Origin of the sequence: Vibrio sp. 2-1-2a, assembly GCF_032648565.1 — a bacterium.
Classification (GTDB): domain Bacteria; phylum Pseudomonadota; class Gammaproteobacteria; order Enterobacterales; family Vibrionaceae; genus Vibrio; species Vibrio diabolicus.
On the sequence record NZ_WBOH01000004.1, the window covers coordinates 96,751 to 110,414 of the forward strand.

Consider the following 13,664-nt stretch of genomic DNA (forward strand, 5'->3'; position numbering starts at 1 on the left):
CCTATTATTGGATCCTTTTTCTTTTGTATCCATATAATTAGAAGCAAAATTATAAGAGTAAATACAATGAAAAAAGCCGCTCTCCTTTCCATCACTTTACTCAGCCTTACAGCCTGCAGCCAAGGAGTCACCAGTATGCCAGATCGTTCTCAATCACCTTGTGGTGACAAACCAAATTGCGTTTCAACTCAAGACTCAAGAGACAAGTTTCAATTAGCACCTTTTTTGCTCACTGAGTCCGCAACGTTAGATGCCATTGAGCAAGCCGCGCTTCAACTTCCTGGCGCCAAAACCGCGGTAAAAGAGGGTGATTACCTTCGGATAGAATGCACATCTAAAATCATGCGCTTCGTGGATGACCTCGAATTAAAAGTAGCAGGAGACAAACTGATTGTTCGCTCAGAGTCACGTGTGGGCTATTCTGACTTTGGCGTAAACAGAAAGCGCGCCGAACAATTACGAGAAAAGCTCACTCAAGCTAAGCTCATCAAATAGAAAACTGCTCACGGGGAGTGCTATACTCTCGGCCAACTAAAATATTTACCGAAAGAGAGTGTTATGAAAGTTGGTATCATCGGTGCGATGGAACAAGAAGTGACCATCCTGAAAGAAGCAATCACAAACTGCAAAACCGTAAATAAAGCAGGTTGTACGTTTTTCTCTGGTCAAATTAATGATGTAGAAGTAGTCGTACTACAATCAGGTATCGGTAAAGTTGCAGCTGCAGTAGGCACTACCATTCTTCTTGATGAATACCAGCCAGATGTTGTGATTAACACAGGCTCTGCTGGTGGTTTCGATTCAAGCCTCAATCTAGGTGATGTCGTTATCTCAACAGAAGTTCGTCATCACGATGCAGACGTGACCGCTTTTGGCTATGAAATTGGCCAAATGGCTGGCCAGCCTGCTGCATTCAAAGCAGATGAAAAGCTAATGGATTTAGCAGAAAAGGCACTAGCGCAAATGGAAAACACTCATGCAGTTCGCGGCCTGATCTGTACTGGCGATGCGTTTGTTTGTACTGCTGAGCGTCAAGAGTTTATTCGTAAGCACTTCCCATCCGTTATCGCGGTAGAAATGGAAGCATCTGCTATCGCTCAAACTTGTCACCAGTTCAACACGCCGTTTGTTGTTGTGCGTGCAATCTCTGATGTCGCTGATAAAGAGTCACCAATGAGCTTTGATGAGTTCCTACCGCTAGCAGCAAAAAGCTCTTCTGAAATGGTATTCAAAATGCTGGAACTCATTAAGTAAACGACTCATTCATGGAAGAAGTTTTTCAGTCATTTTATGCCAACGGTGCGCTCCTTATAATGTGGGGCGCACTGCTCTTTCACCTTCTTTTACCAATCCCCCGTTCATCGCATCCCATCACTTTATGGCGAAAGTTAGCTGAGCAGCTCGCCAACAAAGTGAACAATAATCACAGTTACTCACAGAGCCTGACCTCCGGCAGTCTTGCATTGGGCTTGATGCTATTGCCTTGCTTGCTCTTGCTGATTGCAGTGGAGCCATTCGTTTGGCAAGTGCCTTTATACGAATTAGTGCTATTGATCATTGCTTTGGACTGGCGCAACAGCGAAGCCTTAACAAAACAACTCGTCACAAGTATGTCGAGAGAAGACAAAGCTCAGTGCCGACAATTACTAAGACCATACCTTAATCGCGATACTGACAGCCTCTCGATCATCGGCATAGGTAAAGCAAGCTCAGAAGCTGTGATTATGGGATACAGCCGCAACGTAATCGGTGTGTTATTTTGGTACGCACTAGCAGGTGGTATTGGTGCGTTAATGTATCGACTAGCCACAGAGTTAGCTCGAGTTTGGTCCCCTAGCCGACGCCAATATTTGCCCTTTGGTAAACCTGCCGTTCAGCTGGTTGCCGCTCTGGATATTATTCCACTTCGTCTCTTTGCCATACTTTTAGCTGTAGGAAAGAACGTAAGCAATGTGCTTTCTGGTGCACAGCAACAAGCGAAGTCTTGGCCACTACCCGGGCCCGCCTGGGTGTTGTGTACCATCGGACACAAACTACAACTCTCTTTATGCGGCCCTGCTATCTATCAAGGTATACGTGCGGAACGCGCAAAAATCGGTGGACGAATCGCCCCATCGGCTATTCACCTTTCACAAATACATACGCTGCTCGTTTGGCGAGTCTTCGTTTGGATAGCTATCCAAAGTCTGCTTTTAGGAATGATTTATCAAGGATTATGATGAATAAACTATGCTTCGCATTAACGCTGTTTGTTTCGACAGCGACCTTCGCCCAAACACCAGCGCAACGCATTGTAAGTTTAGCTCCGCATGCCACTGAAATTGCCTTTGCGGCAGGGCTAGGAGACAAGCTTGTTGCTGTCAGCGAAATGAGTGATTATCCAGAGCAGGCAAAGCAGCTGGAAAGAGTCTCTAATTACCAAGGAATTAAATTAGAGCGCATTATTGCTCTTCAACCGGATTTAGTCATTGCTTGGCCGGCAGGAAACCCGGCAAAAGAGCTGGAGAAAATTAAACAGTTCGGCATTCCTATCTATTATTCCACTACAGGCTCACTGGAAGATATCGCCAATAATATCGAGCAGCTAAGCCAATACAGCGAAACCCCGCAAATAGGACAAAAGGCCGCTGAAGATTTTAGAACGCAACTGAATACACTAAAAGAGAAGTACAACACGCACGAGAAAGTTCGTTACTTTTATCAGTTGAGTGAAAAGCCTATCATCACTGTCGCCGGGAAGAACTGGCCAAGTGAAGTCTTTACTTTTTGCGGTGGTGAAAACATTTTCGCAGCATCCAGCGCGCCTTATCCTCAGGTCAGCATCGAGCAGGTCATCACTCGCCAACCAGAGGTTATTTTTACTTCTCGTCACGCAATGAGTAATGATGGTATGTGGGCAGAGTGGAGCAATGAGCTTCCCGCACTTAGAAATAAACACATCTGGTCTCTAAACTCAGATTGGATTAACCGCCCAACCCCACGCACACTAAATGCGATCACAGAAGTGTGTGAGCACTTTAAAAGCGTTCGTCAAAAACGCTAACGATTTCGTGGCAAATACCGTACAATTTCCGCCCATTTTTTCTCACACTATATAAAGGTACTAAGTAACATGGACTCCATGCTGCTTTATATGATCGATTTGTTCGGTACCGCTGTTTTCGCTATCTCTGGCGTGTTACTGGCGGGCCGTTTAAAAATGGATCCATTCGGCGTTATCGTTCTCGGCAGTGTGACTGCTATTGGTGGCGGAACAATCCGAGACATGGCGCTAGGTGCCACTCCTGTATTTTGGATAACAGATACTACGTACTTATGGGTGATATTTGTTACGTGTCTACTAACCATGCTTGTTATTCGAAGACCCAAGCGACTCTCATGGTGGGTATTACCCGTTTGTGATGCCATCGGCCTTGCAGTATTTGTAGGAATAGGTGTAGAGAAAGCCCTCGCTTACAACGCGTCTGGGATGGTCGCAGTGATCATGGGAGTCATTACTGGTTGTGGTGGTGGTATTATACGTGATGTACTGGCTCGCGAAGTTCCTATGGTATTAAGAAGTGAAGTCTACGCTACGGCATGTATTATTGGCGGCATCTTCCATACGATGGCGGTAAACATGGGTTATGACCACTCAACGGCTTTACTCGCTGGTGTAATCTCAACGCTCATTATACGTCTCGGTGCTATTCGTTGGCATCTATCCCTACCAACTTTCGCAATTAATCGTTAAAAACAAATTACATGATTCGGTCATGGAGTCGACTGAGTGTCGGCTCCTCTCATTTATACTCATTTGATTCGCCAACTCTTGTACAATTCGCTAAATTATTTCAACCATTCCTAACTTTCATTAATCATTATGTTGCTTGAAGGTATTGAGACGTTACTTGTCCTCAGTAAAGAAAAAACCATGAGCCGCACGGGCAGCCAACTCTATATTAGTCAATCTGCGGTGAGTAAGCGCATTTCGAATCTAGAGAAGAAGTTAGGAAAAAAATTGATTGAGCCAAGTGGTCGGCACATAAAGCTGACCTCCGATGGCCATGCGCTCATCAACACGATCGAGCCAACGTTCAATGAGTTAAGAGGTCAGATCTATGATCAGCAAGAAATAGAAGATACTTCTTTGATCAAGATAGACTGCTCTGAAACCTTAGTCGCTGGATACCTTAGTGTGATCATGGCAGAACGCTTTGCCCATGACCAATACATACGAATATCGACCAATCATACACCACGCATTATTGAGAACGTCAAATCAGGTAAAGCGACACTGGGATTCTGTGCTGGTTATTTACCGCCTCATCATGGATTAATGAGCCTTCACCTCGCTGATGAACCTTTTTCAATCGTCAGTAGATACCCACTTTCGCAACTACCCAAAGCCATTTTGACCAATGACTTAACCAATCCTGCCAACACTTACCAACAGGCTATTTTGTCAAAATACGGAATTGAGCCTTTGATGGAAATGGATTCATACACTGCGGCAGCACAACTGGCTTTGGGCGGAATGGCTCCTGCTTTAATTCCTAAATCTATCCTGAAGACACTTAATATCACACCCAAATTCTGCTATGACTTTGAAGAACTAGGACAGTTAATTCGACCAATACATATCTGCTTGCGCCACAGCACATATCGCAGCAAACGAGTTAAAGCACTGACAGAATCCATTGCTGATGTTGTTGCCAAAGAAGTTTCGTTGCCATAAGCATCGACATCACAACAACTAGACAATTGAAGTAGAGTATAATGTAAAAGTGTATTTCATAGTCATTTTACAAAAACATAGTACTCACTTAAAAACCATCGAGAACTAAGTTCCTCAGAATAATGGTATCCATGACTTTCAGCATAAGACAGCAGCCACTCATTAAATATATAAGAAAACAAAAAGCTAGAAACTAATAAAACAAAAGATAATTTAAAAAGATTTTTAAGTTTTTCTTTATTTGGCTTTCTCTTAGTAGAAACAGTATAAATAGAAACATAAGAAAGCAAAGCAAATAAAAAACCGGATGAAAATAACTGAATATTCTGACCACCTAAAGATAAACTTTCTTGATCGGATGAAATTGATCCAAAAAAATCCAACAAATCAGATACCGGAAGATAAATCATAAAATATGTACATATAGGAAATAGAATTGAACCTATAATAAATGTTCTATAATCTATTTCTTCATTTTTCATAATGAAAAACCACTATTTTTAAAGCTTTGCATCGCTCGGTATTGGTTTGTTTTATCTTTCATTTTTCCACCTCTTCTTTTTGAGACCAAAATAGCATAATTTCCTTTTGGAACCTCTTTGTAAGGTTAAATTCTTCATTTATTTTACTAGTTGTAAAGCTGGCAACAACACCGACAAAAACAACCACAAACAGAGCCTCTGAACCACCAGCAGCGACAAAACCTACAGAAACCATCGTTTTTAATGTTATACTAGCAACTAAAGCAGCCAAACCCACTTTAATAATGTCACTTGCTATAACTCCAAATAATTTAGCCAATACTCTTTTATTTGACTCTTTAAATAAATACTCAGCTATTATATAAGATGTGACAAAAATAACAGTAATAACTGCACCTTGCTTAACCGTCTGTAATACCTTTTCTTTTCCTATAACAAAACTTACGGCCATCGGTGGCGAAATCTTACCAGACAAAGCCATAACTTTTCTTTGTAAACTAGGTGTTCCTTTAATTACAATATGATTAAAACCACCATACTTCTCAACTGCAATAGGAGCTGCGCTACCTAACAAGGCTACAGCAACTCTACCTAAATACGCCAAATCATCTACAGTTGCATAGTAGTTTGCAATAAATTCTAACTTACCCTTTAAACTATTCCATCGAAGCTGTTCATGCTTAGGGATAAATTTAATAACATATTTATCAAATTCATTGATAGAAATGCATAGCATTCTAACTTTATTAAATGAAAATTGTTTATTACTTTTTCATTTTAAGTACGATATCACGCTATAATGAAATCATAGATATATCAGTATTTCTTTACATATGATTCATGAATAAGCGTAGTTGAACGTAGAGAACGAGTTATAACACTGACAAAATCCATTGCTGATGTTGTTGCCAAAGAAGTTTCGTTGCCATGAGCATCGACATCACTATAACTAGAGGACGAATCCATTTTTGCCCTTTACTTACCACGACCTTCGCCCCTAACTGAGCACCAAGAAAACCGCCAACAGCCATAATTAAGCCAAGCTTCCACACTGGCAACCCAGCTAAGATAAAAAAGAGTAGTGCCGCAATGTTTGACGTGAAATTGAGGATTTTGGTTCTAGCAGTGGCTTCGACCAAAGAAAAGTGACCTAGTGCAACAAAACAAACAGTAAAAATAGATCCAGTCCCAGGGCCAAAAAAGCCATCATAGAAACCGATCCCGCCACCAATGCATAGCGCAAACATCGCTTCAGATAACTTTGGTTCTCCATCGATTTTACGCGTACTTGGCGCGAGTAAAAAATAGAGGGAAATGGCTATCAAAAGAACAGGGATCAAACTGGTGAGTACGCTAGCATCAATAAACTGCACAGCCTCGGCACCGATTGCTGCGCCTATAAAAGTGCAGAGTATCGCGAAACGCATTTCCTTTAGGCTGACAATACCGTTACGCACGAAATACCAGCTAGCAGAGAAACTGCCAAACGAACTTTGTAACTTGTTGGTTGCTAGAGCTTGAGTCGGACTCAACCCCGCTGCCAAAAGCGCAGGGAGCGTAATGAGCCCTCCCCCACCAGCCATCGCATCAATAAAGCCTGCGGCAGTCGCAACAAAAAATAGAGCCAACAAAATCTCAACCGTGATTTCCACTACACATCCTTTTTATTTAAAGAGGCATCAAAGAGGAAAAACGGTAGCACTTATTCACAAAACCACCAATGGAAAGTCAAGACACCAATCTATTCCTAATTTTCATCTTTGTGAAATTTTCATTTTAGTTTCACAAAAAAAAGATACATGCCTCAAGGATACGAATGAAATAGTATTTTCATTGTGTCAGCCGTGTAGGCAAGGTCATAATAAAATTATGGTTTCAAGGAGAAAACGATGTACCCTGCAATACAACAAGACTCAAGTAGCAATACCAAAGAAGTACATATAGTATCAGTAAGCGTATTTGATGACTTAATTAACAAAAACATCAAAAGGAAAGGTGTTACTGAAAAATGGAAAGTTATCAAAAATAAACTAGAAAATACTGCAAACTATTACACAACAGCCGATGATCTTATATTTTTAACAAAACTAGCGAATAATCTAAGCGGAGCAACAAACCCTGTCCATATAAATTACTATTCTGGCCAACCACATTTTGTCTTTACGGGGACACCGGCCCTGAGAATAAAGTTAAGTGCTTTGGGTTCTCATGCACCGACTCCAACAATTACTAACTTTGCTGTAGGTCCAAAAAGTGCTATCCAGTCTATTAAAAGTGGAACAATTATTACAATCGTACTAGTAAGCTCTTTTAGAGCAATGGAACACTTCTTTTCGGAAAAGAATAAATCAACATTACTGAGTTTGTTTGGCACAATAACTAGTGACATCCTAAAGTTAGGAATTTCATCCGCAATTGCTGCAATTGCTGTAAAAGGAATTTCTGGAGCTACTACTATTTTCGCTCTAACTTCTGGCCCATTATTTTTAGCTATAGGTATAAGCTTGGTTATTGGGAGCATATTAAATCATATAGATAAAAAGCATAATATAACAAAAAAATTCAAATTAACATTAGAGAAAAAACTAGATGAATCAATAAAAAATGAAATAAATCAAGAAGAAGCAAGAATAAAAAATTTAATTGGTTCTACATATATAAAAAATGGAATGTTTTTATGAAAAAAGAAGACAACCTAGATCTAACATCAACATTTTTAACATCACTGTTATTCCTTTCTCTAGGATTGTTATGCATTTATTTTTTTTACAACGATACCATAAATAACATAAAAGACATATATAACGAAGAACGTATTATAGAAATTTCTCAGGGATCATTTTATGGGTTATTTGGAAGCTGGGTATTTATATCTATATTTATTCTTTTAATTACTGTGTTTTTAAAAAAAAGAAAATTATCATATAAGAAAGAAGGCATGTTCATTAAAGTTATAATCTCTTTTTCAATTATAACAATTATAGCACCAAGTGCATTTGTGTTTCTCACTAAAAAACACTTAACAAATCAGGGTTACTCTGTTTCAATTGATAAAGAAGACTCCTGGCTACAAGATAAGGTTTATATTTTCAAAAAATAAACTTCAATTTATGTTACATAAAAGAAATTAAAATTTGAGAAAAAATTCAATTAGCATAGCGAACATCTCAATAAGTGTATGTTTATACTTGGCATTGACTATTGGTCTGACTATTAGCTTAAGCATTTGGAATGACTGGTTTTCTTTTACTCAACACATTGATCTAGATACGTACCTTCTTACATTGGGAGCTATTACGGTTGTTGTTGTATGCATTCCAAACATCCTGACAATAAGCAAAGGATTAAGTATTGCTGCAAAAATAAACTTAATCACTATCTCTTTTATCATTCTTACCTGCAGTATCAACTTTGTTGTAGCAAGTGGTAGTACTATTTCTTCATCTTTAGGAACATTGCTTGCCATAGTTAGCTTGATGCTCTTCAAAAGCAAAGCATACCAATCGTTCCTAGCACACTTTAATGCTCTTCATTTTAGAAAAACCTCAATATAAAAAAGCCCGCTCAAATGAGCGGGCAATGAGGTTGTCATGTAAGCCCTGATTAACGAGCTTACTGATTTTTATCTGTTACGCGTCTAGACTCGCTTTCACTTTAGCGTGTAACTCTTGAACCGAAGTTACTGACGCTTTTGCGTCTGCAGTGTGAGACATACATGTAGCGAACGCTGCGTTCAGTGTCGTTGTGTAGTTCACTTTCTCTGCCAGTGCGCCGCGACGTAGAACTTTCGAATCTTCAATCGCTTGACGACCAGCTGCCGTGTTTACGATGTAGGTGTATTCGTTGTTCTTGATGCGGTCAAGAATGTGTGGACGACCTTCGTGTACTTTGTTTACCAAACGTGGGTTAATACCCGCTTCGCCCAGAATTACAGCAGTACCGTGTGTCGCATCCAACTGGTAACCCAGTTTCACTAGCTTAGAAGCTAGGTCAACAACACGCTCTTTATCGCCTTCACGTACAGACAGTAGCGCACGACCACCTTCAGGGTAAACTGCACCACAACCTAGCTCTGCTTTCGCGTAAGCTTCTGCGAATGTTGCGCCAACGCCCATTACTTCACCTGTTGAGCGCATTTCTGGGCCCAATAGCGGATCAACGCCAGGGAACTTGTTGAACGGCAGAACCACTTCTTTCACTGAGTAGTAAGGAGGGATAATCTCTTTAGTAAAGCCTTGTGACTCTAGAGATTGACCCGCCATTACACGTGCAGCGATTTTCGCTAGAGGTGCACCTGTCGCTTTCGATACGAATGGTACCGTACGAGCAGCACGAGGGTTCACTTCGATTAGGTAAACGTCGTTGTCTTTCACAGCAAACTGCGTGTTCATCAAACCGCGTACACCGAGTTCGAACGCCAGCTTCTCAACTTGCTCACGCATCTTGTCTTGAATTTCCTGACTTAGCGTGTATGCAGGCAGTGAACATGCAGAGTCACCAGAGTGAACACCGGCTTGTTCGATGTGTTCCATGATACCGCCGATAACGACGCGTTCACCGTCACAGATAGCATCAATATCAACTTCGGTTGCATCATCCAAGAAACGGTCTAGTAGAACTGGAGACTCGTTCGATACGCTTACTGCTTCGTTGAAGTAGCGACGCAGGTCTTGCTCATCGTAAACAATTTCCATCGCACGACCACCGAGTACATAAGACGGGCGAACAACTAATGGGAAGCCAATTTCTTTCGATTTTTCAACCGCCTGTTCCATCGTTGTTACTGTCGCGTTTTCTGGCTGAAGTAGACCTAGACGGTCAACAGCTGCCTGGAAGCGTTCACGGTCTTCCGCACGGTCGATAGCATCTGGGCTAGTACCAATGATTGGAACACCGGCCGCTTCTAGAGCACGAGCCAGTTTAAGTGGCGTTTGACCACCGTACTGAACAATCACACCTTTTGGTTTTTCAACGCGAGCGATAGACAGTACATCTTCCAGAGTTACTGGTTCGAAGTACAGGCGATCAGACGTATCGTAGTCAGTAGATACCGTTTCTGGGTTACAGTTAACCATAATGGTTTCGTAACCGTCTTCACGCAGCGCAAGTGATGCGTGTACACAACAGTAATCGAATTCAATACCTTGGCCGATACGGTTTGGACCGCCACCAAGAACCATGATCTTGTCTTTGTCTGTTGGGTTTGCTTCACACTCTTCATCGTAAGATGAGTACATGTAAGCCGTGTCAGAAGAAAACTCAGCGGCACACGTATCTACACGTTTGTAAACCGGGTGAATATCAAACTGCTCACGAGCACGGCGAATTTCACTTTCAGCGACACCAAGAAGTTTAGACAAGCGCGCATCAGAGAAGCCTTTACGTTTCATCTGGCGAAGCACTTCTTTGGTCAAACCTGCGTAGCCGCCCGCCTTAACTTGCTCTTCGAGTTTTACGATTTCTTCGATTTGAACCAGGAACCAACGGTCAATTTGAGTCAAGTTGAACACGCCGTCAACTGACATGCCAGCTCGGAATGCATCGGCGATGTACCAGATACGCTCGGCGCCTGCTTCTTTAAGTTCGTGACGAATCTTAGTCAGTGCATCTGGTGCTTCTAAATCGACCATCTCGTCAAAACCAGTTGCGCCAACTTCTAGACCACGAAGTGCTTTGTGAAGAGATTCTTGTTGGTTACGACCAATTGCCATTACCTCACCAACCGATTTCATCTGAGTAGTCAGACGGTCGTTTGCGCCAGCAAATTTCTCGAAGTTAAAGCGAGGAATCTTAGTTACGACGTAGTCGATAGTTGGTTCGAATGATGCTGGTGTTGCACCGCCGGTGATGTCGTTTTGTAGTTCATCCAGAGTAAAGCCAACAGCCAGTTTCGCGGCAATCTTAGCGATTGGGAAACCTGTTGCTTTTGACGCTAACGCAGAAGAACGAGATACACGTGGGTTCATCTCGATGATAACCATACGGCCATCTTTCGGGTTGATACCAAACTGTACGTTTGAACCACCTGTTTCAACACCAATTTCACGTAGAACGGCTAGCGATGCATTACGCATTAGCTGGTATTCTTTGTCAGTCAGTGTCTGTGCTGGTGCTACTGTGATTGAGTCACCCGTGTGGATGCCCATTGGATCAAAGTTTTCGATTGAACATACGATGATACAGTTGTCCGCTTTGTCACGAACTACTTCCATTTCGTACTCTTTCCAGCCGATTAGTGACTCATCGATAAGAAGTTCGTTGGTCGGAGATAAGTCCAGACCGCGACGACAGATTTCTTCGAACTCTTCTTTGTTGTACGCAATACCACCACCAGTGCCACCCATGGTGAACGATGGACGGATGATACAAGGGAAGCCAACCATATCTAAAACTTTGTAAGCTTCTTCCATGCTCTTCGCTGTATCTGCGCGAGGACACTCAAGGCCGATAGACTTCATCGCTTTATCAAAACGAGAACGGTCTTCCGCTTTGTCGATTGCATCAGCCGTTGCACCGATCATCTCTACGCCGAATTCTTCTAGTACGCCGTGTTTCTCTAAGTCTAACGCACAGTTAAGTGCAGTCTGGCCACCCATGGTTGGCAAAACTGCATCTGGACGCTCTTTTTCAATGATCTTGCGTACCACTTCCCATTGGATTGGCTCGATGTAAGTCGCATCAGCCATCTCTGGGTCAGTCATGATGGTTGCTGGGTTCGAGTTAACCAGAATAACTCGGTAGCCTTCTTCACGAAGTGCTTTACAGGCTTGTGCGCCAGAGTAGTCAAACTCACATGCCTGACCGATAACAATCGGACCAGCACCAAGAATTAGAATACTTTGAATGTCAGTACGTTTTGGCATTATCTACTACTCCGAATTAAGCGCTGTGTTTTTTGATTAGTTCGATAAAGTGGTCAAATAGCGGTGCCGCGTCATGTGGACCTGGGCTCGCTTCTGGGTGACCTTGGAAGCTAAATGCTGGCTTGTCTGTGCGGTGAATACCTTGCAAAGAGCCATCAAATAACGATACGTGAGTAGCACGTAAGTTTTCCGGTAACGTTGCTTCATCTGCCGCAAAGCCGTGGTTTTGCGAAGTGATCATAACAACGTTACGCTCTAAATCTTTTACTGGGTGGTTTGCACCATGGTGACCAAACTTCATTTTCACGGTTTGTGCACCTGACGCTAACGCAAGGATTTGGTGACCTAAACAGATACCGAAGATAGGTAAGCCTTTTTCTAGGAATACTTTTGTCGCTTCAATCGCGTAAGTACATGGTTCTGGATCACCAGGGCCATTTGATAGGAAAACACCGTCCGGGTTCATCGCAAGCACTTCTTCCGCTGACGTTTCAGCAGGAACAACCGTTAAGCGGCAACCGCGGTCAACCAACATTCGTAGGATGTTGCGTTTTGCGCCGAAGTCGTAAGCAACGACGTGGTATGGCAGCTCGCTGTCATCTTTCGCCTCTGGAAGTCCACCTTCAAGCGTCCACGAACCTTGTTTCCATTGATACGCTTCTTTCGTTGTAACTTCTTTTGCAAGGTCCATTCCTTTTAAGCCTGGGAATTCTTTTGCTTTCGCTAGAGCCAAAGCTTCATCTAGGTTATTACCCGCAACAATACAACCGTTTTGAGCACCTTTTTCACGCAAGATACGAGTGAGCTTTCGCGTATCAATATCAGCGATGCCAACGATATTTTGAGACTTAAGGTAATCAGAGAGGGATTGTTCATTACGGAAGTTAGAAGCGATAAGAGGAAGATCGCGAATCACAAGGCCTTGTGCATGAATGGAAGAGGATTCTTCATCTTCGGAAGTGGTTCCGGTATTGCCAATGTGAGGATAAGTAAGGGTGACGATTTGCTGAGAATAGGAAGGATCAGTGAGGATTTCTTGATACCCCGTCATCGAGGTATTAAAAACGACTTCACCAACGGAAATACCATCTGCCCCTATGGACACTCCGTGGAACACTGTCCCATCTTCTAGGACTAACAGTGCTAATTTACCCAAGACAACCTCCAGAATAAAAATGCAAAAAAAATAAATCAAACTGCAAACATGCCTTCCTTTACCTATAAAATCTACATAAATAGGTATTTCAGACAAATTGGCGGTATTCTAAAGTTGGACTGGAAACCTGTCAACCTACAATCAAAAATAAATTATCAATTTCTAGCGAGTAAGGTCATTTCGAATCAGTAAGGCTCAAAAAGACAACTTTTGAATGCTATTACATAGGGAGGGATAGAGGTTTAATGAATTTTACAAATTTGAACTTTTTAGGGATCACAAAAAATTATGAGTTTTTAACGCAAACGTTCACTAAGACAAAAACAGGAACACTTTTAACGGTTACACCTAAAAACAAAACCAAAACAGACAAAAACACAATAAAAGTAAGTGCTAAAATCTTCTCTATCAGAATCATTTTATTTACAAATAATTCTATAGATATA

13 protein-coding genes are annotated in these 13,664 nt (G+C 41.9%); 8 read left to right on the plus strand and 5 right to left on the minus strand.

The genetic code is table 11. The annotated features are described in order from the left end of the window. Nucleotides 1–66 precede the first annotated feature (66 nt). The 6 genes from F7Y48_RS12175 to F7Y48_RS12200 all read left to right on the plus strand — a co-directional run bounded on the left by F7Y48_RS12175 (nt 67) and on the right by F7Y48_RS12200 (nt 4,717). Nucleotides 67–495, plus strand: a complete 429-nt coding sequence (locus F7Y48_RS12175; protein WP_041852996.1) for a DUF1499 domain-containing protein — start codon at nt 67–69, stop codon at nt 493–495. A 63-nt stretch (nt 496–558) separates the two neighbouring features. Next, nucleotides 559–1,254: a 5'-methylthioadenosine/S-adenosylhomocysteine nucleosidase gene (mtnN, locus tag F7Y48_RS12180; RefSeq protein WP_005396324.1), complete on the plus strand. Its 696-nt coding sequence runs from the start codon at nt 559–561 to the stop codon at nt 1,252–1,254. A gap of 11 nt (nt 1,255–1,265) precedes the next feature. Next, complete coding sequence (locus F7Y48_RS12185) at nt 1,266–2,219, plus strand: cobalamin biosynthesis family protein (protein WP_258507562.1); 954 nt, start codon at nt 1,266–1,268, stop codon at nt 2,217–2,219. Then, nucleotides 2,219–3,043, plus strand: coding sequence for a vitamin B12 ABC transporter substrate-binding protein BtuF (gene btuF, locus F7Y48_RS12190; protein ID WP_012842144.1), 825 nt, complete (start codon nt 2,219–2,221; stop codon nt 3,041–3,043). Before F7Y48_RS12185 ends, btuF begins: the two co-directional genes overlap by 1 nt. A 69-nt stretch (nt 3,044–3,112) precedes the next feature. Beyond that, the gene (locus F7Y48_RS12195; protein WP_005387377.1) at nt 3,113–3,733 is read left to right on the plus strand and encodes a TRIC cation channel family protein; all 621 of its coding nucleotides are present in this window, start codon (nt 3,113–3,115) and stop codon (nt 3,731–3,733) included. A 129-nt stretch (nt 3,734–3,862) separates the two neighbouring features. Further along, on the plus strand, nt 3,863–4,717 hold the full coding sequence (locus F7Y48_RS12200; RefSeq protein WP_316684365.1) for a LysR family transcriptional regulator: 855 nt from the start codon (nt 3,863–3,865) through the stop codon (nt 4,715–4,717). A 62-nt stretch (nt 4,718–4,779) separates the two neighbouring features. Here F7Y48_RS12200 and F7Y48_RS12205 read toward each other — a convergent pair whose 3' ends face one another. The 3 genes from F7Y48_RS12205 to F7Y48_RS12215 form a co-directional block, all read right to left on the minus strand. Further along, nucleotides 4,780–5,199 carry a hypothetical protein gene (locus F7Y48_RS12205; RefSeq protein ID WP_258507564.1) on the minus strand — a complete coding sequence of 140 codons (420 nt, stop codon included), beginning with the start codon at nt 5,197–5,199 and terminating at the stop codon, nt 4,780–4,782. A gap of 58 nt (nt 5,200–5,257) precedes the next feature. Next, a complete protein-coding gene (locus tag F7Y48_RS12210; protein ID WP_253644074.1) occupies nt 5,258–5,935 on the minus strand; it encodes a hypothetical protein in 678 nt (225 codons plus the stop codon). Nucleotides 5,936–6,071: 136 nt separating this feature from the next. Then, a complete protein-coding gene (locus F7Y48_RS12215) occupies nt 6,072–6,851 on the minus strand; it encodes a TSUP family transporter (RefSeq protein ID WP_253644075.1) in 780 nt (259 codons plus the stop codon). A 237-nt stretch (nt 6,852–7,088) separates the two neighbouring features. On the opposite strand from F7Y48_RS12215, the gene F7Y48_RS12220 reads away from it, so the two are divergent. After that, nucleotides 7,089–7,880: a hypothetical protein gene (locus F7Y48_RS12220; protein WP_074192041.1), complete on the plus strand. Its 792-nt coding sequence runs from the start codon at nt 7,089–7,091 to the stop codon at nt 7,878–7,880. Continuing rightward, complete coding sequence (locus F7Y48_RS12225) at nt 7,877–8,299, plus strand: hypothetical protein (protein WP_074192040.1); 423 nt, start codon at nt 7,877–7,879, stop codon at nt 8,297–8,299. Before F7Y48_RS12220 ends, F7Y48_RS12225 begins: the two co-directional genes overlap by 4 nt. A gap of 529 nt (nt 8,300–8,828) precedes the next feature. Here F7Y48_RS12225 and carB read toward each other — a convergent pair. Both carB and carA read right to left on the minus strand, forming a co-directional pair. Further along, entirely contained in the window at nt 8,829–12,062 is a 3,234-nt protein-coding gene (gene carB / locus F7Y48_RS12230; RefSeq protein WP_047009081.1) for a carbamoyl-phosphate synthase large subunit, read from the minus strand. A gap of 16 nt (nt 12,063–12,078) precedes the next feature. Then, nucleotides 12,079–13,218, minus strand: coding sequence for a glutamine-hydrolyzing carbamoyl-phosphate synthase small subunit (gene carA / locus F7Y48_RS12235; protein ID WP_046873990.1), 1,140 nt, complete (start codon nt 13,216–13,218; stop codon nt 12,079–12,081). Between the last annotated feature and the right edge of the window lie 446 nt (nt 13,219–13,664).

Bases quoted from the DNA above. Each gene is read 5' to 3' on its own strand.
- F7Y48_RS12200 (WP_316684365.1), top strand. From the start codon at position 3,863: ATGTTGCTTGAAGGTATTGAGACGTTACTTGTCCTCAGTAAAGAAAAA.
- F7Y48_RS12195 (WP_005387377.1), top strand. From the start codon at position 3,113: ATGGACTCCATGCTGCTTTATATGATCGATTTGTTCGGTACCGCTGTT.
- F7Y48_RS12205 (WP_258507564.1), bottom strand. From the start codon at position 5,199: ATGAAAAATGAAGAAATAGATTATAGAACATTTATTATAGGTTCAATT.
- F7Y48_RS12185 (WP_258507562.1), top strand. From the start codon at position 1,266: ATGGAAGAAGTTTTTCAGTCATTTTATGCCAACGGTGCGCTCCTTATA.
- btuF (WP_012842144.1), top strand. From the start codon at position 2,219: ATGAATAAACTATGCTTCGCATTAACGCTGTTTGTTTCGACAGCGACC.
- carB (WP_047009081.1), bottom strand. From the start codon at position 12,062: ATGCCAAAACGTACTGACATTCAAAGTATTCTAATTCTTGGTGCTGGT.
- F7Y48_RS12225 (WP_074192040.1), top strand. From the start codon at position 7,877: ATGAAAAAAGAAGACAACCTAGATCTAACATCAACATTTTTAACATCA.
- F7Y48_RS12175 (WP_041852996.1), top strand. From the start codon at position 67: ATGAAAAAAGCCGCTCTCCTTTCCATCACTTTACTCAGCCTTACAGCC.
- F7Y48_RS12210 (WP_253644074.1), bottom strand. From the start codon at position 5,935: ATGCTATGCATTTCTATCAATGAATTTGATAAATATGTTATTAAATTT.
- mtnN (WP_005396324.1), top strand. From the start codon at position 559: ATGAAAGTTGGTATCATCGGTGCGATGGAACAAGAAGTGACCATCCTG.
- F7Y48_RS12220 (WP_074192041.1), top strand. From the start codon at position 7,089: ATGTACCCTGCAATACAACAAGACTCAAGTAGCAATACCAAAGAAGTA.